Raw genomic sequence first — 21798 nt, forward strand, 5'->3', positions numbered from 1 at the left:
GCTTAGCGTTTTTACGGCAAGTGAGCGAATTACCGGGCAGGCCGGGTCTGACACTATGGAGAAAATAAATGAAGAACGATAAATCACCGACAAGAACATTATTTCAGGATGCGCGGATGAATCGGCGTGATTTTATTACTGCTGCCGCATTATTAGGTATTTCCTCCGGCATATCGCTCTCGCCATTGTCGGCTTTCGCTGCGCAGGCCGCCGTGCCGAAAAAGGGCGGGACGCTGAAGCTGGGGATGTCCGGCGGTAATACCAGCGATACCCTCGATCCAACACTGTACAGTGACTGGGTGGCGCTGAATCAGGCGTATATGCTGATGAATGGCCTGGTGGAGATCGACGAGAATAATCAGGCGCAGCCTGAACTGCTGGCGAGCTGGGAAGCCAAACCAGGGGCGAAAGAGTGGCTGTTTAAGGTACGTCAGGGCGTCACTTTCCATAACGGCAAAACCCTGGATGCCGACGACATTATCTATTCGATTAATCTGCATCGCGGCGATAAATCGCGCAGCGCGATTAAGACCCAGCTTGCCGCCATTACCTCGCTGGAAAAAAGCGGCAATGACCAGATTGCGCTGACGCTGGACAGTGGCAATGCGGATCTGCCATTTCTGCTGGCGGATTATCATCTGGTGGTGGTGCCCAACGGTTTTACCGACTGGGCACGCCCGGTTGGCACCGGTGGTTTTATCTTTGAACATAATGAGCCGGGCGTGCGTTCACTGTTTAAGCGCAACCCAAACTACTGGAAGCCGGATCGCGCCTGGGTTGATGCGGTGGAAGTGCTGGTGATTAACGATCCGACGGCGCGGACTAATGCGCTGATTTCCGGCCAGGTGCATGCAATTAACCGGGTTGATTTTAAAACCGTCGATTTTCTCAAGCGCAGCCCGTCATTACAGATTATCCGCTCCGCCGGTGGCCAGCACTTCACCTTCCTGATGGACTGTCGTATTGCGCCGTTTAACAATAACGATGTGCGACTGGCGATCAAACACGGTATTGACCGCGAGAAACTGCTGGCGACGGTACTGCGTGGCTATGGCTCGCTGGGTAATGACCATCCGATCCCGAAAACTGACCGCTTCTTTAACCACCAGTTGCCGCAACGCGCTTATGACCCGGATAAAGCAAAGTTCTATCTGAAGAAAGCCGGACTGGATAGCCTGTCAGTAGAACTCTCCTCATCCGATGCCGCCTTTACCGGTGCGCTGGATGCCGCCGCGCTGTTCCAGGGACAGGCCAGTAAAGCCGGCATTCAGGTGGCGATCAAACGCCAGCCGGCCGACAGCTACTGGGATGACGTCTGGATGAAAGCGCCGTTCTCAATGGGCTACTGGGGTGGGCGTCCGACCGCTGACCAGATGTTTTCCACCGCCTATATGTCCAGCGCTAAATGGAATGATTCGCACTGGAAAGATGAGAAGTTTGACGCCCTGTTGCTGCAGGCGCGCTCGCTGCTGGATGAAGGTCAGCGTGCACAGTTGTACGGTGAAATGCAGGCGATTGTCTCCGATAACGGTGGCGCGATGATCCCGTTGTTTGGCGACTACCTCGATGCGGCCAGCAATAAAGTCGGCGGTGTGAAACCTCACCCGATGTTCAACTTTATGGGAGGCCGTCTGGCTGAACGTGTCTGGCTGGAGTCATAATGAGAAAGCATATTTTGCACCGCCTGCTACTTGGGGTGCTGACGCTGTTTCTGGTCTCGGTGCTGATTTTTGCCGGTACTGAACTGCTGCCTGGTGATGTCGCCAGCGCTATCCTCGGACAGAATGGTACGCCGGAAACCGTCGCCGCGCTGCGTACGCAACTGGGGCTGGATCAGCCGGCGCTGCAGCGTTACCTGAGCTGGCTGGTCGGTGTGCTGCATGGCGATCTGGGGCATTCGCTGGCCAGCGGCCGCGCAATTAGCGATGAGTTGCTGCCGCGCCTTGCTAATACGCTGTTTCTGGCAGGCTATGCCGCGGTGATTGCCATTCCGCTGGCGGTGACGCTGGGGATCGCCTCCGCTATCTGGCGCGGCTCCTGGTTTGACCGTCTCGCCAACACCCTGACGCTGCTGAGCATTTCAGTGCCGGAGTTTTTTGTTGGCTACCTGCTGGTGATTTTCTTCGCTATCCGCCTGACGTGGTTTCCCAGCCTGGCGCTGGTCGATGACAGCGCCAGCTTCACGCAGCAGTTGTATAACTGCACGCTGCCGATGCTGACGCTGGTACTGGTGGTACTGGCCCATATGCTGCGCATGACGCGCGCCTCGGTCGGCGCGGTGATGTCCAGCAGCTATATCGAAACCGCGGTGCTGAAGGGGATTGCCAAATGGCGCATTGTGCTGGGCCATGCATTACCTAACGCGCTGGCGCCGATTATCAATGTGATCGCCTTTAACCTCGCCTATCTGGTGGTGGGGGTGATTCTGGTCGAGGTGGTGTTTGTCTATCCCGGCATTGGTCAGCTGATGGTGGACGCGGTAACGAAACGTGATTTACCGGTAGTACAGGCTTGCGGCCTGCTGTTTGGCGGCACCTATATCCTGCTGAATACCGCGGCGGATTTACTCGCCATCTGGTGTAATCCACGACTGCGGCATGCGAGGTAAGCCATGAAACGAATTAAAGGCACATCGCTGCCGTTCACTGCCATTCTTGGTCTGCTGATTATTGCCCTCAATCTGGTCGGCGCACTGTTTGCGCCGTGGATCGCCCCCCATACCGAGACCGATCAGGTTGGCGATATCTGGATGCTGCCGTCGCTGCAGATGCCGTTGGGCACCGACAACCTCGGGCGCGATATGCTGTCGCGTATTCTGTTCGGTGCGCGCACCACCATCGCCATTGCGCTGACCATCACCTTCAGCTCCTTTGTTATCGGTATTATTACCGGGTTTACCGCCGCTATTTGCGGCAAATGGGTGGATGTGGTGCTGACGCGGATTGTCGATACCCTGATGTCGATCCCGGTACTGATTCTGGCGCTGATTGTGTTGTCAGTGATGGGCACCTCGATTCCGGTGCTGGTCGCCACCATTGCCTTGTTGGACGCCACGCGTGTATTCCGCCTGGCGCGTCTGGTGGCGCAGGGGATTGTCTGCCTTGAGTATGTGGAGGCGGCGCGTCTGCGTGGCGAGGGAATGTTGTGGATCCTGCGTAAAGAGATCCTGCCGAACGCCATCCCGCCGTTACTGGCGGAGTTTGGCATGCGCTTTTGCTTTACCTTCCTGTTTATTGCCGGTCTCAGCTTCCTTGGTCTTGGTATTCAGCCGCCTTACGCCGACTGGGGCAGCATGGTGCGCGACAACGCCCAGGCGATTAACTTTGGCCAGATGGCGCCGCTGTATCCCGCGCTGGCGATTGCATTGTTAACCATTGGCGTCAACCTGGTAGTGGACTGGCTGTTAGTGCGCAATAACCACGCGCTGGGAGATGAATAATGAGCGACTACATTCTGGAAATGCGCCATCTGGGGATCGAAACCCTGCAGGGAGTGCCGCTGGTACAGGATATCTCACTGACGCTGAAGCGTGGCGAAGTGCTGGGGCTGATCGGCGAGTCCGGCGCGGGAAAATCGACGATTGGTCTGGCGGCGTTAGGCTATGCGCGCCAGGGGTGCCGCATCAGTCACGGCGAGATCCTGCTTGATGGCGAAGATATTATGCAGCTGCCTGCATCGCAGCGTCGCGCGCTGCGCGGCAAAAAGGTCGCCTACGTGGCGCAAAGCGCGGCAGCGGCCTTTAACCCGGCGCTGACCATTGGTAAACAGGTGTGTGAAGGGCCGCTGCGCCACGGATTGATGAACAAAGCGCAGGCCAATGCCTGGGCCGTCACGCTGTTTCGTTCGCTGGATCTGCCGGATCCGGAGAATATCGGCAAACGCTACCCGCATCAGCTTTCCGGCGGTCAGTTACAGCGGGCGATGGCGGCGATGGCCATGTCCTGTAAGCCGGATCTGCTGGTAATGGATGAGCCAACCACCGCGCTGGATGTGACTACCCAGATTGAGGTGCTGGTGATGCTGCGCGACCTGGTGCGCAAGTTTAATACCGCCGCGCTGTATATCACCCACGATCTGGCGGTGGTGGCGCAGCTGGCCGATCGCATTATGGTGCTGCGCCAGGGTAAGGAGGTGGAAACCAACACCACCCAGGCGATTCTGCAGCAGCCGCAGCAGGCGTATACGCGCCAGCTGGTTGCCGAACGTGTGCACAGTTTTGAGCTGGAAGAGGAGAGTGCAGATCCACAGGCGGCGCCGCTTCTGGCGATTAACCAACTGTCGACCGGCTATAACCGCAAGCGGGTGGTGCATGAGGTCAGCCTGTCATTGCGTCGCGGTCAGACTCTGGCGGTGATTGGCGAATCCGGTAGCGGTAAAAGTACCCTGGCGCGCGCGCTTACCGGTTTGCTGGCGGATACCGAAGGCGAAATGCTGTTTGAGGGTAAACCGCTGGATAAACGTTATCAGCAGCGGGAAAAAGATACCCTGCGCCGCATTCAGATGATCTACCAGCTACCGGATGTCGCGCTCAACCCGCGCCAGACCTTAGCGGAGCTGATCGGCCGGCCGCTAGCATTCTATTTTGGTCATCATCCGCAGCAGGTACGTCAGCGGGTGGAACAGCTGATGCAGCTGACGGAGTTGCCGCTTAATCTGATGAACCGCTATCCGCGCGAGCTGTCCGGCGGTCAGAAACAGCGCGTCTGTATTGCCCGCGCGCTGGCGGCGCAGCCGGATCTTATTGTCTGCGACGAGGCCACCTCAGCGCTCGATCCGCTGGTGGCGGAAGGGGTGCTGAACCTGCTGCGCCGTCTGCAACAGCAACTGGGTCTTTCCTATCTGTTTATCACCCACGATCTCGGCACTGTGCGGCGCATCGCCCATGATGTGGCGGTGATGTATCAGGGACGGATTGTCGCCCAGGGACCAACCGCCGTGGTATTCAGCCAGCCGATGCACCGTTATACCGAGACATTGCTGAACTCGGTGCCGGAAATGCACTCAGGCTGGCTGGATGAGGTTCTGGGCAAACGGACGCCAACATTATCAACAGGAATATTATGAAACAGATCGTCAGTGATTTTCCCTATGCCGTAACGGTAACCGAACACCTGTGGATCACCCTGCGCGACGGCACCCGGCTGGCGGTGCGCAGGTGGCTGCCTGACTCTGCCGCAACTACTCCGGTTCCGGCGATCCTGGAATATATCCCCTATCGTAAACGCGATGGCACCCGTACGCGTGATGAGCCGATGCACGGCTATTTTTCCGGTCACGGCTATGCGGTATTGCGCGTTGATATGCGCGGCAGCGGTGATTCTGATGGCCTGCTGGCCGATGAATACCTGCTACAGGAACAAGAGGATGCGCTGGAGGTGATCGACTGGATCAGCCGCCAGAGCTGGTGTAATGGCGCCGTCGGGATGATGGGCAAGTCGTGGGGCGGTTTTAACTGCTTGCAACTGGCCGCACGCCGGCCCGCAGCATTAAAGGCGATTATCACCGTCTGTTCTACTGACGACCGCTATAACGATGATATTCACTATAAAGGCGGCTGCCTGCTGAATGACAATCTGTGGTGGGGCGGCATTATGCTGGCCTATCAGAGTCGTCCGCAGGATCCCCGGCTGGTCGGTGATAAATGGCGTGAAGAGTGGCTGGCGCGGCTGGATAATATGCCGTTCTTTCCGGCGTTATGGATGGAGCATCCGCTGCGCGACGCCTACTGGCAGCATGGTTCGGTATGTGAAGACTGGCCGGCGATCCAGTGTCCGGTACTGGCGGTGGGGGGCTGGGCGGACTCTTACAGCAATGCGCTGTTCCGCCTGATGGATAACCTGCAGGTACCGTCCCGGGCGATTATTGGCCCGTGGGCGCATATCTATCCGCAGGACGGCACGCCGGATCCGGCGATTGGCTTCCTGCAGGAGGGGGTACGCTGGTGGGATCACTGGCTGAAAGGGGTGGACAATGGCGCCATGGCGGGGCCGCGCGTACAGGCGTGGCTTTGTGACAGCCAGCCGCCTTCGTCGCAACGGCCAAAAGCCCGTGGCGGGTGGGTCGGCTTTAGCAGCGGTAGCGCCGATAATGTTACGCCGCAGCGCTGGTATCTGGATCGTGGCCAGCTGAACGCTGTCGCCCTGACGCAGTCCAGCTGGTATAGCGTCTGTTCTCCGCAAAACCATGGCCTGATGGGCGGTGAATGGATGGGGGCTGGGGTATTGGGTGAAAGCCCGCCGGATCAGCGTATCGATGATGGTCAGGCAGAGATTTTTGATGGTGAGCCGCTGGCGCAACCGCTGGCATTCTTCGGTTTTCCACAGTTTGAGGTGCTGCTAAAGAGTGACAGACCGGCGGCGATGTTATATGTGCGGCTGTCTGACGTCGCGCCGGACGGGGCGGTTAACCGCGTGACGCACGGCTGGGTGAATTTAGCCCATCTGCAGGGGCAGGATAAAAATGTGCCGCTGATCCCCGGTGAAGCGGTGAAGGTACAGGTACAACTCGACGGTATCGCCTGGCGTTTCGCTGCCGGTCATCGGATGCGCATCGCCGTTGCTACCACCTTCTGGCCAATGGTCTGGCCGATGGCGCAAGCGGCGACCTTAACCCTCGATCTGGCCAGCGCCTGCCTGACGCTGCCGGTTTGCGCTAATCCGCAGGCTATTGCCGGGCCGAACCCGCAGCCGGAAACCGCGGCCGATACGCCATTAACGCTGTTATCACCGGGACGCGTTGAGCGCAGTCTGCATTACGATGTGGTGAATGATAGCTGGACCAGTGTGACCGAAGGTATTGGCGGCGTATTTGGCGAAGGGGTGTATCGCTTTGATGATATCGATACCACGGTTGATCACAGCCTGCGGCGTCAGCTGACGGTTAGTAATCATGATCCGCTCTCTGCTCACTATCTGTTGACGCAGACGATGAAAATAGGGCGCGAGGGTTGGTGGACGGAAGCCGCTATTGTGCTGGAGATGCGCAGCGATCTGACGCATTTTATCGTTAGCGGCACGATGAAGGTGAAGTTTAACGGTGAAGAAGTGGCGGATAAAGTCTGGAATCAGCGTATCGCGCGTTAGTGGTTGATTATCATTCGCACGGGAGCCATCCGTGGCTCCCGTGATCACCCCACAAGGCCCTTGTCTGATTGAAGTGAATTGCCGGGTTATGGGACCGGTGCTCAGTGCCGATGCGTTCTACGCGGCATTTGGCTACAGCCAGCCTGCATTATTAGCGGAGTCGATAGTCGATCCTGATATTTTCAGCACCCGGCTGACAAATGTAACCCCCGCAGCAAAGAAACATTTTGCGATGATCTTTTTGCGTTGCCAGGCTACTGGCGCGGAGATGGATGCTGGCGTCGCAACGCTACTTTGCCTCGGGGTATCCGCGTCGTTGTTCCGGATATTTTTCAATGAGCGTCGGCGAGAGCTGCCGGAGGCGGTTTAACAGATGCCGCTCCTGCGCGCCGCAGAAGGCCAACGGCAGGTCATTTTCGGGAAAATTAGCTGTGTTTATATACACATAAACCCTGGCGGTATATGATAAGTGACAAGCCATCACTTATTTAACCCAGAGACGTAGAATGTCAGATTTGACGCTAATTGCTGAACAGCTGGCGCTGCAGGCCAGTGCCGAAATGGAAGATAAGCAGCATAAGGATCTGGCGCTGATTCAGCGCGTACTGGAGATCTACGGGCAGAAATATGTGGCTGAGTTGCTGCGTAAAGTGAGCCACGCCGAGTGGACGCGCGAAGGGATTAACCGTTGGGTAAAGGGAAAATGCCAGCCGAAAGTGCTGACCCATGCTGAGGCGACACTGCTGCATAAAATGCTGCCGGCGCCGCCGGCGTCACCAGCCGATTACCACTTTCGCTTTATCGACCTGTTTGCCGGTATTGGCGGCATTCGCAAAGGCTTCGATGCCATTGGCGGCCAGTGCGTATTCACCAGCGAGTGGAATCCCGAGGCGGTGAGAACCTATAAGGCCAACTGGTACAACGAACCGGGCCGGCATATTTTTAATCGCGATATCCGCGATGTGACCCTCAGCGCCGTAGCGGATATCAGCGAAGAACACGCCTACCGTCATATTGATAACAGCATTCCCGATCACGACGTGCTGCTGGCTGGTTTTCCCTGTCAGCCGTTTAGCGTCGCAGGGGTAAGCAAAAAGAACTCAATGGGCAGAAAACACGGCTTTGAGTGTGAAACCCAGGGAACGCTGTTCTTCGATGTGGCGCGCATTATTGCCGCCAAACAACCGGCGGTGTTTGTGCTGGAGAATGTAAAAAATTTAAAAAGCCATGATAAAGGCAATACCTTCCGGGTGATTATGCAGACCCTGGACGAGCTGGGCTACGAAGTGGCTGATGCTGCCGAAACCGGCAAGGACGATCCGAAAGTGGTGGATGGCAAACACTTCCTGCCGCAGCATCGTGAGCGTATTGTTCTGGTGGGTTTTCGCCGCGATCTGGATATTCACCACGGTTTTACGCTACGCGATATTGCGCAGTTTTATCCGGCCACGCGCCCGGCAATTGCCGATTTGCTGGAACCCCAGGTGGAGGAGAAATATATTCTGACGCCTAAATTGTGGCAGTACCTGTATAACTACGCCAAAAAACACCAGGCGAAAGGCAATGGTTTTGGCTTTGGTCTGGTTAATCCGCAGCAGCAGCAGGCGGTGGCCCGTACTTTATCCGCGCGCTATCACAAAGATGGTTCGGAAATATTAATCGATCGTGGCTGGGATCTGGCGAAAGGCGAGCTGGACTTCGGCGATGCGGAGAACCAGCAACACCGTCCGCGTCGCCTGACACCGCGTGAATGCGCCAGGCTGATGGGCTTTGAACAGCCAGGGGAGCGGCGTTTCAATATTCCGGTATCCGATACCCAGTCCTACAAACAGTTTGGCAACAGTGTGGTGGTGCCGGTATTTTCCGCTGTCGCCCGTCTGCTGCAACCCTATATCGCAAAGGCAGTGGCACTGAAAATGGCAACAGCCAGCTAAAAGCTATAATCCGCCGTGAACTTTTCCGTTACTCACATGACTAACTATATAGTGATATCTCACTGTAACGATTTTTTCGCCTCCTAATCAGGAGGTTTTTTTTTGCCCGTTAGCCGGCGCGCAGGGTGATAAAACGCGCCGCCCGGCGGCCATTGATCATTTTTTGACTAAAGACCCTTTAATATCAGTGGGATAAGATAAACTTGATATCATTTTCTGGCACGGATATTGCTGAGTCATTGTTTTTTCGATAAGGAATCATCAATGAAACTCAAGGCTGTCGCATCTTCTCTTCTGCTTGCATTTTGCTGTTCAGGTTTTGCTATGGCAAAACTGCCGCATGTGGTGATCCTCGCCACCGGTGGCACTATCGCCGGCTCCGCGCCTTCCAATACCCAGACGGTTGGCTATAAAGCCGGGGCGGTCGGTATTGATACGCTGATTAATGCGGTTCCGGCGATCAAACAGGTCGCGAATGTGGATGGCGAGCAGGTTGCCAATATTGGCAGTAATGAAATCACCAGTGATGTGATTCTGAAGCTGTCAAACCGGGTCAATGAGCTGCTGGCAAGGGACGACGTCGATGGTGTGGTCATTACCCATGGTACCGACACCCTTGATGAAACGCCGTATTTCCTCAATCTGACGGTGAAAAGCAATAAACCGGTGGTGTTTACCGCGGCGATGCGGCCCTCTACCGCCATCAGTGCCGATGGCCCGATGAATCTGCTGGAAGCGGTGACGCTGGCGGCTGACAAAAATGCTGCAGGACGGGGCGTTACCGTGGTGCTGAATGACCGAATTGGTGCAGCGCGCTTTATTACCAAAACCAATGCCACCACTATTGATACCTTTAAGGCGCCTGAAGAGGGCTATCTTGGGGTATTTGTCGGCGGCAAAGCGCAATTTGAAACACGCTCGGATAAAATCAATACACTGCGTTCGGTATTTGATGTGCGTAACCTGAAGAAACTGCCTCAGGTCGTCATTATCTATGGTTACCAGGATGATCCGGAATATATGTGGGATGCGGCGATTGCCAATCATGCCGACGGGATTATTTATGTCGGTACTGGCGCAGGCTCAACCTCAAAACGCAGCCGTGCCGGTATCGAGAAAGCCGAGAAACAGGGCATTATCGTGGTGAGAACCTCCCGCACCGGCAGTGGCGTAGTACCTGAAGATAACAGCCAGCCAGGTCTGGTCGGCGACTCACTGAATCCGGCGAAGGCACGTATTCTGTTAATGACCGCACTGACCGAAACGCGTGATCCTAAACTGATCCAGCAATATTTCCATCAGTATTAATAGTCGGTAATATATAAATAACTGCACCCTGACGTGTTGGATTGCCAACTTTTTGGGTGCAGTTAATCGGGTTATTATGGTTAAAAATTAACCGGCAATAATAAAGCGTTTATCGTCTTCAATATAGCTCTTTTCACCTGCTGGCGCGGTAATGGAACCGAAGTTCATATGCGCCCGAAGCTTCCAGCTGGCAGGAATATTCCAGGTGCGCTGAACATCGGCATCCACCAGCGGGTTGTAGTGCTGCAGATTAGCGCCAATGCCCTGTTCCGCCAGAGCCAGCCAGACCGCATACTGTGCGATACCGGTGCTGTGCTCCGACCATACCGGGAAGTTATCGGCATAGGCAGCAAACTGCTCCTGCAGGTTTTTTACCACCTCCTGATCTTCAAAAAACAGTACAGAGCCCGCTGCGGCGGCAAAGCCGTCAAGTTTGTCAGACGTGCTCTGAAAATTTTCGGCCGGGACAATCTTTCTTAACTGCTCCCGCGCCAGTTGCCAAAACGTATTATGCCCGGACCCCAGCAGGATCAGCACTCTTGAACTCTGTGAATTAAACGCTGACGGTGCCTGTCTGACGGCTTCTTTGATAATTTCAATCACTTTATCTTGCGAAACTGGCAGTTCTTTACCCAGGGCATAAATGGTTCTGCGCTGTTTGGCAATAGACAAAAATCCTTCTGACATATCTCCTCCTGTGGCGGTTTTAATATTTGAGTTAATGTCCGCAGATGTTTTATTCATCCCGGAGAGGAAATAAGACATTATTTTTTGCAGCATATCTTGTTATTCCCTGCTTTTTTGCATGTGAGTGACCAATTTCGATACAGATAACGGCAGGCGCATATTTTAGCACCGGCAGAGATCGCTGATACGGGCGACCGGTTACCCGGGCGATCAGCCGTGATGTTTTGTCTGGGAACAGGCTGTTGCCCCGATGGAAGAAAGGATAAGGCTGATAAACAGTGATTGAAAGCAGAGTGATTTGCTTTACTTGCTCAAAAAAAATGAACAATTGACAGCGGAAGTTGCCCCGCTAAATCCCCGCCTGCGGTAGGTAGTAAGGGCGTTTTTATGCCGCACGCAGGATTAAGTTATACCGCAGTCAATGGCATATTATTCGGCTACTTATCTCTTTGCTACCTGATGGAATCTCCGATGGATAATAATATTGCCCCTGTGGCGCCTGAGAAAGCCTGGCGTCTGATCAACCACGGCCCGACTGCGCTGGTTTCCGCCCGCTATGACGGGGTGGATAATGTGATGGCGGCATCATGGGTGTGTGGTCTGGATTTTAAGCCAGCGAAATTAACCGTCGTGCTGGACAAAATTGCCCGCACCCGCCAGTTGATTGAGCAAAGCGGTAGTTTTGTGATTCAGATACCGACGGTAGCGCAGGTGCGCTTAACCCATCAGCTGGGTAATACCAGCCTGTTTAGCGCGCCGGATAAATTAGCCCGCGCCGGGGTGGAGCTGTTCAGCATTGACGGCTACGATTTGCCGTTTGTCGCCGGATGCAGCGCATGGCTCGCCTGCCGTTTGATTCCTGAACCCCACAACCAGCAAACTCACGATCTGTTTATTGGCGAGATCACCGCTGCATGGGCTGATACCCGGGTATTCCGCGACGGGCACTGGCATTTTGAAACGGCGGACCCGGCATTACGCAGTTTGCACTACATCGCCGGTGGGCAGTTTTACGCTACCGGCGACAGTATTTTTCTCGATGATGTTGCCGCAGACTAATTCAGCCGGCGACGGTAAAAACGGCGCAAAGCCGCTGCGCGGTTAACCGGCCGGGCGTGAGCAATTCTTTCCAATACGCGACAGCCGGTAAATGATGTAGTCAGCGTCTGTTTTATCTCAGAGGATCGATGGATGCTGACTCATATGTTGCGGTTATCCTGGATGCCAGCAGGCAGCCAGCGATGATGCCGTTTTCCAATGGTTTTTTGCTCAGTTTGTCACTGTGCCTGGATATTGGTATTGCCAATATCGCGATGATCACCCTTGCGATGCAACGCGGCTATTTGCACGGTTTCTGGCTGGGCATCGGCACCTGCGTTGGCGATCTGATCTATGCGCTGCTGGCGCTGAGCGGTATGACCATTTTGCTGCAGTTTACCGCGGTGCGCTGGGTGCTGTGGATCGGTGGCGGGGCCATGCTGTTATGGTTTGCCGCTAAAATGGCGCTGGCGGCGTATCGTCAGGTCAGCGCTTTACCGGCAGAGGAGAAACATCAGCTGCGACCGTTGCTGACCGAGTTCCGGCGCGGAGTGCTGCTGGCGATGTCATCGCCGACGGCGATCCTGTGGTTTGCCACGGTCGGTGGGGCGCTGATTTCACGGATCGGGCAGAGCAGCGCCGCGGCGTCATCATGGTTTCTTAGCGGCTTCTTTCTTGCCGGGGTGTTCTGGACCTGCGTACTCTGCCTGGTGGGGAGCTTTGGCGGGAAATTACTTGGCGCGCGTCTGCTGAAATATTCCTCGATCGCTTCGGCGGCGATCTTCAGCTATTTTGCCGTTTACGTCATTCTGTCAGGCTATCGGGAATTTATTCTACCCTGAGCGAACCTGTAATGCGTAGTGATGGGGCGTAATCCCCATCACTTTACGAAAGGCGTTAATAAAATGGCTCTGGTCATAGAAACCGAGCTGCAGCGCGGCATCCAGTGGCGCCACATGATTGCGCAGCAGATCGCGAGCCTGATGCAGGCGCAACTGCATATGGTACTGCAGTGGCGGCATCCCGACCTGCTGACTGAAGCAGCGTACAAAATGATATTTGCTCAGGCCGCTGATCTGCGCCAGCGTATCCAGCTGCGGTTTAACCGCTAAATTCTCCCGCATATACGCCTGTACGCTGTCAATCGCCAGCCCGTTGCCATGGCCTGACTGCTGCGGATCTTCCAGCAGTTGCGCGCAGAGTAATAGCAAATCCTGCTGCTGGCATGGTTCATCCGCCGTCCCGGCCTGCGCGGCATATTGGCAGATAGCCGTAAACAGTGCGGGATTGCTGAAGACGCCTTCACGCAAAACCGGCGCGGCGCTGCTGCTGCGCAGATTATGCTGGCTGACGAGGGTTTGCAGCAGGGACTGCGGCAGATGGACGCTGACAAACTCCACGCGCTGTTTGCCAAAACGTGACGCCTGTACTGCTGCCGGATTATAGAGGGTGATCTGTCCCGGGCTGACGCTGGCGGTTTTGCCATCCAGCCAGATCTCTTCTGTGCCGCTGAGATTGGCGCTGATCACATACTCATCGTGCCAATGACGCGGAAAGGCGTCGTTCTCGGCTCTAATCCGTGAACACTCAATGCCATTGCGGCTGAACCACTCTGCTGACTGAAGAGACACGGTTGTCCTTGCACCAGAAATAACAGTAAACCTCGATAAAATCATGGCGTTGTCGCCAGTGCAAGCCTGAACGGTATTTTTTGCTGCTTAACGGCTGTGCGGCTGCTGGCCACAGGGGGAAACCCTACTTATTGTATGTGATTCATTTTTCCGTCACATAACTGTCACTATTATTTGCTATATTTTTCTATCTCTTTGAATTATACAAGAAATACTTATGAGTCACTTTCAGGTTGCACCCGCTCACGCCAGAGGCGAATGGTTTAAAAAAAGCCTCCATACCCTTCTGCGGGCATTAATGCCTGGAGGTGTTAAAACGCGTACCTTCAGTATTCTCACCGGCTGTATTGCGATTATTTTGCTGTTCTCTTCGTTACAGCTGTTCTCGACTTTTGTGCTATCGAAAATCCTGCATGTGGCGGATAGCAATACGGCCGCCGCCGCTGAACTGCGCCAGCAGCAACAGACACTGGATCGCGCCCGTATGGCGCTGGTTATTGCCAGCGATAAACTCAACCGTGCCGGAGTTTACTTTATGGAAGATAAAGAAACCGGTTCGGTGGGCAGCTGGAATAGCCTGGTGGATGAAGCGCAGACGGCATTAAAGGAGTCGCAGCAGTCTTACCAGCACTTTACCTTACTCAGCCAGCAGACGGCGCCGGAGCAGAAGGAAGCGCTGGCGGCGCTGAAGGCCAGTTATGAAATGTTTTTTAGCGGTATTGTTGAAGAGGCCGACGGGCTGAGTAAAAAAGGCAATATTGATGCTTTTTTTAACGTGCCAATTCAGGCGTTTCAGAGTGACTTTAACGATAAATATTTCCAGTTTCAGTCCGTCAGCGCGCAGCAGTCTGACCGGCTCAGCGACAGTCTGCTGCACGCGCTGATGCAGGCAAAATGGCTTTCGGTTGCCACTCTGCTGTTATTACTGCTTATCGCCATTGCCGTCTGGCAGGGGGTAAACCGCTGGGTGATCCGTCCGCTGAAACAGGTAAACGCGCAGTTGCATATTATGGCCGATGGCGACCTGGCGGCCAGTGTATTGCCGGCCGATAAGGGCAGCCGTGAAGTTCGGCAGCTGGCGCAGAATATGCGCATTATGCAGCAGGGGCTGGTAAAACTGGTGGCGGATGTCCAGCAGGCATCAGGATATATCAGCATTAATATTGACCAGATCGTCAAAGGAAACCAGGAGTTGTCGCTACAGTCATCAACCCAGCATCAGGCGCTGACACAGGCCAGCGACCATCTCGCGGCGCTTAATCAGCAGGTTAAGAACAATGTACTGCATGCTCAGGCGGCAAATTGCCAGTCAGAGCAGGCGCGGGTGATGGCTGCAGGCGGCAATCTGGTGATGCAGAAAGTCGATCAATCGATGAAAGGGATTGTCAGCCACTCAACGGAAATGAGTAGCATCGTGGAGATCATTGAAAGCGTGGCGTTCCAGACCAATCTTCTGGCGCTGAATGCCGCAATAGAGGCGGCCCATGCCGGCGCACAGGGGCGCGGATTTGCCGTGGTTGCCCGTGAAGTGGGTGCGCTGGCCAGTAAAAGCAGCCAGTCCAGCCGCGATATCCAGCAATTGATTCGCAGTTCGGTCGAACAAATTGGCAAAGGTGCGGATTCCGTCGGCCAGCTGGGGATCCGCCTGCAGGAAGTGATCGGCGTCATCGCCGGATTAAATGCGCTGGTGCAGGAAATCACCGCCGAGTCGGTTCATCAGAGCCAGAGTATTGACGATGTGGCCGAGCGCATAGCCACCCTTGATAAGGTTACGCAACGTAACCATACGCTGGTCAGTAATACCGCCTCTTCGTCGACAAAACTGTCCGGACAGTGTCAGCAGCTGGCACAGGCAATTGCGCGTTTCCGCTTGCCCGCCTGAGCGATTCAGCTAACCATCAATCCGGCTGATTTTTGCTATTGCCAGCAGTACAGCGGGCGGTGAAGGGCGCCGCAGAATAACCGGTTGGCCGCCGAAGAGCACTAAGCCCGGGGCCTGTGGCCGCGGGCTTAGCGCGACTATTTACGTGCATGCTCCAGCATACGGATAACCAGACCCGCTGCCGCTGCGAGGGTTGCCAGCGCTACCACGCCGCTCCAGCCAAAGTTTTCCAGCGCTTTGCTGCCCAGCGCGGCGCCGGTCGCCATGCCGATAAATACCACGGTAAACATAATGGCGTTCAGACGGCTGCGCGCTGCCGGATTAATGGCATAAATAATCGTCTGATGGGCTACCAGCGTTGCCTGTACGCCAAGATCAAAACCGACCGCGCTTAACACAATCAGCGCCAGCTGAGCAGGCAACGGCAGCAGGGGTAACAGAAACATCAGGGAAAATGATACCACCACAATGGCGGCACCGACCCGGGTGACATAATTAGCGCCATGACGGTCAGCCAGCATACCTGCCAGCGGCGCCGCCAGCGCGCCGGCGGCGCCGGCCAGACCAAAAGCCCCGGCGACAGCGCTGCCCAGCTGATAGCGCTCTGCCAGCATAATCGCCAGTGTGGACCAGAAAGCGCTAAAACCGATGGATAACATACCCTGAGCCAGCGCCGCATGGCGGAGCTCGGCGTGGTCGGCCCATAATTTACCTAAAGATCGCAGCAGCGCCGGGTAACTTAAGGTGGTTTGCACCTTAAACGCGGGTAGCGCACGCCAGATGGTCAGGGTGATCAGTAATACCCCTGCCGCCGCCAGGGCATATACCGCCCGCCAGCCAAAATACTCTGCCACCAGGCCGCTAAATACCCGCGACAGCAATATCCCCGCCAGCAGCCCGGTCATTACCATGCCGACGGTTTTACCGCGGCTTTTTTCCGAGGCCAGCGTCGCCGCTGCCGGGATAATATCCTGGGCCACCGTCGCCATTAAACCTATCGCCAGACTGCTTAACAACAGCAAAGGGAACGAAGAGGATATACCGCACAACAGCAGGGTAACGGCCAGTAGTATGCCTTTTATCAGAATAATTTTGCGCCGGTCGTGACGGTCGCCCAGTGGCGCCAGCAGCAGGATCCCCAGCGCATAACCGATTTGCGTCAGCGTTGGCACCATGCCGCTATCACTGACGCTGCTGTGAAAAGCATGACCGATAATGCTGAGCATCGGCTGGCTATAGTAGATGGAGGCCACGCTCAGCCCGGCGCCGGTCGCCAGAAGAAAGACAATTTTGGTCGACAAGGCGCTTTCGGTTGGCGCAGAACAAGTTTCTGCGGGTAATATCTGGCTCATGATGGGATCCGAAGCAAGTGAAAGTAGGGCTATTCTTGCGGTTATTGATCACAAACTGTAGCCCGCGCCAGGGTAAAACTGTTATACATAATACGTATGAATAAAAATCCCTCCGCCACTGGCGACCGTATATCCCTGCTGCAAACTTTCGTGCGTATCGTCGAGAGCGGCAGCCTCTCGGCGGCCTCAGCCCAACTGGGGACTTCGCAACCGACCATCAGCCGGCGGCTACAGACGCTGGAGCAGTTGCTGGGAGTGAAGTTAATTCAGCGCACCACCCACACCATGAAGCTGACCGATGACGGTGAGCGCTGCTATCGCCAGGCTTACAAGCTGATTGAACACTGGCAAATTATGGAGGATGAAGTCAGTGCGGTGCGCGATGAACCGGTCGGCGTGCTGCGGGTACGGGCACCCCATGCTTTTGGTCAGGACCAGTTGATCGGTCCGCTGGCTGATTATCTGCAGCGTTATCCGCAGGTGAGTATTGAATGGACGCTTAACGATCATTCGCCGGAGTTTATTTCCGAAGGGATAGATTGTGCCATCCATGTCGGCGCGGTGACCGATGCGAGCGTGGTGGCGGTACTACTGGCCGAAGTGCCGCGCATTGTTGTGGCGGCACCCGCATTGCTGGCGCGCTATACGCCGATCCGCGAGGTATCAGAGCTGGCGCAATTACCCTGGCTGGCGCTGAACAGCTTTTACCGTAATGAGGTCACACTGCAGCATATTGCCGCTGATAATCTCTACCGTTTTGATATTGCGCCGAGGTTAAGTACCGACAGCCTGTATGCGGTACGTAAAGCGGCGCTGAACGCGATGGGGGCGGCGATGGTATCATCCTGGGTAGTGCAACAGGATCTGGAACAGGGAGCGTTACAGCAACTCTTACCTGACTGGCAAGCCGCCCCGTTGCCGATTTATCTGCTGTATCCCTATGCCAGCTATTATCCGGCACGCTTGCGTAAATTTCTTGAAATGATGAAAGCGGTAATGCCCGGCCTGACCGGCACGCGTTTACCGGCGAGCAGGAATAGTGCGGCAAACCACCGACCGGGCTGAGGATGTGGCGCTGGTTTCAGTATAACTCAGCCAGCGCCACAGCATCGGCGCCGGCGGCGATACGCAGCGGAGACTCAGGCTCATTCACCGCGCGCCATACCGCTTCTGCTACATCAGACGCTGTGGTGATGGCAGACGACTGCGCCCATTCGCTGAAAACACGCTGCGCCAGAGCGGCGTAGGCCTCGGGAATGGCATCCTGCATGCGGGGTTGGGCATTTTCGCCAAAACGCGTCTCCGGTGCGCGTCCGGGCAGCACCAGTTTCACCCGGATATTGAATTGTTGCAATTCCAGCGCCAGAGACTCGGAGAATGCATTCACCGCCGCCTTGCTGGCGGTATACACAGCCAGCAATGATAACGGAGCCAGGGTCACACTCGAGGTAACGTTGACGATAATCCCCGCCTGGCGTTGCCTGAATTGCGGCAGCACCGCCTGGGTCATGGCGATGGTACCGAGGGTGTTGGTAGCAAAAATATCGTGCACCGTCTCCATCCGCATGCCTTCAACGGCGCCCAGCGCGCCGATCCCGGCGTTATTAACCAGCACATCAATCGGCCCCGCAGCCGCAACCGCCTGGCGAATACTCGCCGGATCGGTAACATCCAGCGGCAGCAATTGAAGATGTGCGGAGTCCGGCAGCAGCGCTTTGCTCGGGGTGCGCATGGTGGCGATGACTTTCCAGTCGCGTTCAAGAAGGGGCCCGCTTGGAAAACGGAAAATATCCTACGCTAAGCCTGTTTTTTGTACAGACCACTGGTTACTGAGCGTAACGAACGGTATTTCCCATGTCCCAGCTTGAGGTTTGTTCGCCAGACGTAATCCCCACTCAGGTTGATGTGTTCCCATCCTAGCGGGGACAGATGAGAAATCAGCTGGTCATTGAATGGGATCCCTTTTCGCTTCAGAGAATCTAGGGCTCTTTCTATATAGACCGTATTCCAGAGTGAGATTGCCGCAGTCAGCAACGTCAGCCCACTGGCCCGGTAGCTCTGGTTTTCAAGTCCCCGATCTCTGATTTCCCCCAGCCGGTGCATAAAGACTGCGCGCGCAAGGGCATTGCGTGCCTCACCTTTATTCAGCCCGGCCTGTACGCGTCGACGCAGGGAAGGATCCCGGAACCAGTCCAGCATAAACAATGACCTTTCGATGCGACTAATTTCCCTCAGCGCTTTTGCCAGACCATTTTGTTTCGGATAGCTGGCCAATTTTTTCATCATCAGCGATGCTGTTACCGTTCCCTGCTTTATAGAACTCGCCAGACGTAGCACCTCACTCCAGTGAGTTTCAATGTCCTTTAGATTCAGGCTGGTTGTGGAGATGATAGACTGAAGCCTCGGATACAACTCGGGTTTTCCATGAATAAACAGCCGCTTGTCATGAAGATCCCGGATCCTTGGCGCAAAAGCGAATCCGAGCAGATGCATCAGCGCGAAAACATGCTCAGTGAAACCTGCTGTGTCGGTGTAATGCTCTGTAATTTCCAAATCAGTTTCGTGGTACAGCAGACCATCAAGTACATGTGTTGAGTCCCGCACGCGACTGATGACTTTGGTATAAAACGGGCTGTACTGGTCCGAAATATGTGTGTAAATCTGCACGCCGGGCTCCTGGCCGTATTTCAGATTGACCTGACCCGCATATCGACCATGGCTGCCTACCCGAAAGTTCTGCCCATCAGACGATGATGTTGTCCCATCACCCCAGAATGCAGCCAGAGGCCGCTTTTTCTGGGCATTGACCAATTCGGCCAGAGCAGCTGAATAGGTTTCATCTCTGATGTACCAGGCCTGAATGCCCTCAAGGGACGATTTGGTCGTTCCAGGACAGGATTCAGCCATTTTTGTCAGCCCAAGATTGATGCCATCGGCCAGTATGGTGGTCAGTAACAACTTTCTGTCTTTAGGTCTGACGTGATGATTTTTGAGATGGGTGAAATGGCGGGTAAAACCGGTCCAGCCGTCCACTTCATCCAGCATTTCAGTAATTTTAGGATGAGGCAGCATGCCATAAACCAGATCGGCAAATGGGGATACTGCTGAAGGGACGCTGTTGTCCAGTGGGGTAATCTTCACGCCTTTATCCGATATATCAACATCGGGCAAATCACCGGCCAGCGCCATCGCATTCACTTCCTCCAGACGCGATGCCAGAAGCGTCATACGGCTCTCGATGTATTAGTCGGTCGGAATAGCAAGGGGTAGCTGGTTATTCAGGAGTGATTTTTCAAAATCACCTGATGGGATCAGATAATCATCGAAATTCCGGTAGCGGCGAGATCCCTTTACCCAGATGTCACCAGAACGTAAGGCTCCCTTCAGTTCATTCAGCACGCAAAATTCGTAATATTTTCGATCAATGCCAGAGGGCGTTATCACCACTTTTCTCCAGCTTTCCGGGATGAACCCGGTTGGCGCAGAAGACGGTACTTTTCGGAGTTGCTTTCGATACATCTCTCTGACGGTATCAAGCGCGTCACTGAGTTGCATTGCGGCGGGTGCCGCCATGAACTGCAACGCGACCAGCATCCGGGGGGCGTATTTACGCAGCGTACTATATTTTTCTGTGATCAGATGCAACGGGTCGAAGTTGTCCTTACGTGACAGGAACCGCGTCTCCTCCACGCTGTTGATGAATTCCTGCCAGGGAAGGACGTCTTCTATTGCGCCCCAGGGATCTTCACCGGACTCTCTGGCGTTAAGCAATGCCTGCCCGACGGTAACGTATTGCTTCAGCTTACTTTGAATCAGCTTTCCCGTTTGCTGGAGTCGTTCGGCCTGCGTGCGTTTTGCCCTGCTGAACAGACTGCCCAGAATACGCTCGTGCAGCTCAATAACTTCGTCTGTTAGGGTGGCTCTGGCTTCTGATATGACACAAACCAGCGAGGCATAACGGCGAACATCAGTGAATTTTGCCAGATCACGGCTACTCATTTTCCTGCCTTCCCGTGCGAGTTTCAGGAGCCGGTTCTGGTGAACGGAAAGCGCAATGCCGTCAGGTAGCGCCAGCGACTCAATCGAGTTTAACCGGTCGATATGTTGCAGGACATTCTTACCATTAATTTTCCCGGGAGGCTGGAGCAGCCAGGCCAGCCTAGAGGGTTGCTCACCCTCAGATACCAGCAGACGGTCCAGCGCCGCTTTATGCCTCGGTTCAAGCTGCGCGGTCAGCGCAGAAAAAACTGCCCTGTCTGCAAGCGTTGTTGCTTCGGCCAGAGTTCGCTCGATGACATCAACAGAAGGGAAAATGACATTATTAGTGTGGAGCCAGGAGAGCATTTCTTCCGCCAGCAAAAAACCTTTGTCTGTCCGCATGGCGTGGGGATGAAGGTGGCGAATGCAGTTTTTTTGCAGCACCCGGTTGAAGGGGGATAATTCCAGGTAGCGGTAGAGTTCAGCCAGATGCTCCCAGCGGGTGACTTCTCTTGAAGCATACTCAGCCCACAAATCAGGCTGAAGTTTCAAATGAGCTGCCAACCGGGAAACCACTTCGTCATGAGGGGAGATATTTTTGTCTGGAGGAAACCCTGGCCCTCGCAAATAGCAGAGTAAAACAGCAAAGCCCAGGCGATTTGCGGGTCTGCGGTGTTTATTAATAAGCGCGAGGTCATGTTCATTCAAAAAGCACATGCGCGTCAGAAGAACGTCATCGTCCGGCACAACCAACAAGCGTTCTTTTTCTTCACTGCTGAGTATTTGTCTCCGTGGCATAGATGCTTCCTCTGCATATAGTTTATTTTTGTTATCACTTTACACTGACCGAAACCGGTCGGTTTCGTACACCAGTCAAACAGCGTGTCCGAAAGTTAGTAAAATTAT

General features: G+C 54.9%; 16 protein-coding genes and 1 pseudogene. 12 read left to right on the plus strand and 5 right to left on the minus strand.

Annotation, left to right across the window (positions count from 1 at the left end; genetic code table 11):
- Positions 1-68: 68 nt before the first annotated feature.
- The 8 genes from JWF83_RS26065 to JWF83_RS26100 all read left to right on the plus strand — a co-directional run bounded on the left by JWF83_RS26065 (position 69) and on the right by JWF83_RS26100 (position 10324).
- Positions 69-1661, plus strand: coding sequence for an ABC transporter substrate-binding protein (locus JWF83_RS26065; protein WP_413653417.1), 1593 nt, complete (start codon positions 69-71; stop codon positions 1659-1661).
- Positions 1661-2608 (plus strand): ABC transporter permease, encoded by a 948-nt coding sequence (locus JWF83_RS26070; RefSeq protein WP_413653418.1) that lies wholly within the window; start codon positions 1661-1663, stop codon positions 2606-2608. Before JWF83_RS26065 ends, JWF83_RS26070 begins: the two co-directional genes overlap by 1 nt.
- Before the next feature lie 3 nt (positions 2609-2611).
- Positions 2612-3439, plus strand: a complete 828-nt coding sequence (locus tag JWF83_RS26075; protein WP_413653419.1) for an ABC transporter permease — start codon at positions 2612-2614, stop codon at positions 3437-3439.
- Entirely contained in the window at positions 3439-5064 is a 1626-nt protein-coding gene (locus JWF83_RS26080; RefSeq protein WP_413653420.1) for an ABC transporter ATP-binding protein, read from the plus strand. The genes JWF83_RS26075 and JWF83_RS26080 overlap by 1 nt, the downstream gene beginning before the upstream one ends.
- Positions 5061-7082: a CocE/NonD family hydrolase gene (locus JWF83_RS26085; RefSeq protein WP_413653421.1), complete on the plus strand. Its 2022-nt coding sequence runs from the start codon at positions 5061-5063 to the stop codon at positions 7080-7082. Before JWF83_RS26080 ends, JWF83_RS26085 begins: the two co-directional genes overlap by 4 nt.
- A gap of 31 nt (positions 7083-7113) precedes the next feature.
- Positions 7114-7452, plus strand: a complete 339-nt coding sequence (locus JWF83_RS26090) for a hypothetical protein (protein ID WP_413653422.1) — start codon at positions 7114-7116, stop codon at positions 7450-7452.
- A gap of 136 nt (positions 7453-7588) precedes the next feature.
- Positions 7589-9016, plus strand: coding sequence for a DNA cytosine methyltransferase (locus JWF83_RS26095; RefSeq protein WP_413653423.1), 1428 nt, complete (start codon positions 7589-7591; stop codon positions 9014-9016).
- A gap of 264 nt (positions 9017-9280) precedes the next feature.
- A complete protein-coding gene (locus tag JWF83_RS26100; RefSeq protein ID WP_413653424.1) occupies positions 9281-10324 on the plus strand; it encodes a type II asparaginase in 1044 nt (347 codons plus the stop codon).
- Positions 10325-10411: 87 nt separating this feature from the next.
- Here the strand turns inward: JWF83_RS26100 and JWF83_RS26105 are convergent, their stop codons facing one another.
- Positions 10412-11011 (minus strand): nitroreductase family protein, encoded by a 600-nt coding sequence (locus tag JWF83_RS26105; RefSeq protein WP_413653425.1) that lies wholly within the window; start codon positions 11009-11011, stop codon positions 10412-10414.
- 471 nt (positions 11012-11482) lie between these two features.
- Between JWF83_RS26105 and JWF83_RS26110 the strand changes: the two genes are divergently transcribed.
- Both JWF83_RS26110 and JWF83_RS26115 read left to right on the plus strand, forming a co-directional pair.
- Entirely contained in the window at positions 11483-12070 is a 588-nt protein-coding gene (locus JWF83_RS26110) for a flavin reductase family protein (protein ID WP_413653426.1), read from the plus strand.
- 182 nt (positions 12071-12252) lie between these two features.
- On the plus strand, positions 12253-12891 hold the full coding sequence (locus tag JWF83_RS26115; RefSeq protein ID WP_413653547.1) for a LysE family translocator: 639 nt from the start codon (positions 12253-12255) through the stop codon (positions 12889-12891).
- Here the strand turns inward: JWF83_RS26115 and JWF83_RS26120 are convergent.
- Positions 12883-13680 carry an AraC family transcriptional regulator gene (locus JWF83_RS26120; RefSeq protein WP_413653427.1) on the minus strand — a complete coding sequence of 266 codons (798 nt, stop codon included), beginning with the start codon at positions 13678-13680 and terminating at the stop codon, positions 12883-12885. The two genes, JWF83_RS26115 and JWF83_RS26120, sit on opposite strands and share 9 nt — an antisense overlap.
- 298 nt (positions 13681-13978) lie before the next feature.
- On the opposite strand from JWF83_RS26120, the gene JWF83_RS26125 reads away from it, so the two are divergent.
- Positions 13979-15562, plus strand: coding sequence for a methyl-accepting chemotaxis protein (locus JWF83_RS26125; RefSeq protein ID WP_413653428.1), 1584 nt, complete (start codon positions 13979-13981; stop codon positions 15560-15562).
- A gap of 137 nt (positions 15563-15699) precedes the next feature.
- Here the strand turns inward: JWF83_RS26125 and JWF83_RS26130 are convergent, their stop codons facing one another.
- Positions 15700-16914 carry an MFS transporter gene (locus JWF83_RS26130; RefSeq protein ID WP_413653429.1) on the minus strand — a complete coding sequence of 405 codons (1215 nt, stop codon included), beginning with the start codon at positions 16912-16914 and terminating at the stop codon, positions 15700-15702.
- A gap of 96 nt (positions 16915-17010) precedes the next feature.
- Between JWF83_RS26130 and JWF83_RS26135 the strand changes: the two genes are divergently transcribed.
- Positions 17011-17979 (plus strand): LysR family transcriptional regulator, encoded by a 969-nt coding sequence (locus JWF83_RS26135; protein WP_413653430.1) that lies wholly within the window; start codon positions 17011-17013, stop codon positions 17977-17979.
- Between the two features lie 16 nt (positions 17980-17995).
- Here JWF83_RS26135 and JWF83_RS26140 read toward each other — a convergent pair whose 3' ends face one another.
- Together JWF83_RS26140 and JWF83_RS26145 are read right to left on the minus strand one after the other, a co-directional pair.
- Positions 17996-18703, minus strand: a complete 708-nt coding sequence (locus tag JWF83_RS26140; RefSeq protein WP_413653548.1) for an SDR family NAD(P)-dependent oxidoreductase — start codon at positions 18701-18703, stop codon at positions 17996-17998.
- 8 nt (positions 18704-18711) lie between these two features.
- Positions 18712-21690 (minus strand): annotated as a pseudogene (locus JWF83_RS26145) (Tn3 family transposase).
- Positions 21691-21798 lie beyond the last annotated feature (108 nt).

Origin of the sequence: Pantoea sp. B65 (assembly GCF_047308185.1) — a bacterium.
Classification (GTDB): Bacteria; Pseudomonadota; Gammaproteobacteria; order Enterobacterales; family Enterobacteriaceae; genus Erwinia.

Bases quoted from the DNA above. Each gene is read 5' to 3' on its own strand.
- JWF83_RS26065 (WP_413653417.1), top strand. From the start codon at position 69: ATGAAGAACGATAAATCACCGACAAGAACATTATTTCAGGATGCGCGG.
- JWF83_RS26070 (WP_413653418.1), top strand. From the start codon at position 1,661: ATGAGAAAGCATATTTTGCACCGCCTGCTACTTGGGGTGCTGACGCTG.
- JWF83_RS26075 (WP_413653419.1), top strand. From the start codon at position 2,612: ATGAAACGAATTAAAGGCACATCGCTGCCGTTCACTGCCATTCTTGGT.
- JWF83_RS26080 (WP_413653420.1), top strand. From the start codon at position 3,439: ATGAGCGACTACATTCTGGAAATGCGCCATCTGGGGATCGAAACCCTG.
- JWF83_RS26085 (WP_413653421.1), top strand. From the start codon at position 5,061: ATGAAACAGATCGTCAGTGATTTTCCCTATGCCGTAACGGTAACCGAA.
- JWF83_RS26095 (WP_413653423.1), top strand. From the start codon at position 7,589: ATGTCAGATTTGACGCTAATTGCTGAACAGCTGGCGCTGCAGGCCAGT.
- JWF83_RS26100 (WP_413653424.1), top strand. From the start codon at position 9,281: ATGAAACTCAAGGCTGTCGCATCTTCTCTTCTGCTTGCATTTTGCTGT.
- JWF83_RS26105 (WP_413653425.1), bottom strand. From the start codon at position 11,011: ATGTCAGAAGGATTTTTGTCTATTGCCAAACAGCGCAGAACCATTTAT.
- JWF83_RS26110 (WP_413653426.1), top strand. From the start codon at position 11,483: ATGGATAATAATATTGCCCCTGTGGCGCCTGAGAAAGCCTGGCGTCTG.
- JWF83_RS26115 (WP_413653547.1), top strand. From the start codon at position 12,253: ATGATGCCGTTTTCCAATGGTTTTTTGCTCAGTTTGTCACTGTGCCTG.
- JWF83_RS26125 (WP_413653428.1), top strand. From the start codon at position 13,979: ATGCCTGGAGGTGTTAAAACGCGTACCTTCAGTATTCTCACCGGCTGT.
- JWF83_RS26130 (WP_413653429.1), bottom strand. From the start codon at position 16,914: ATGAGCCAGATATTACCCGCAGAAACTTGTTCTGCGCCAACCGAAAGC.
- JWF83_RS26135 (WP_413653430.1), top strand. From the start codon at position 17,011: ATGAATAAAAATCCCTCCGCCACTGGCGACCGTATATCCCTGCTGCAA.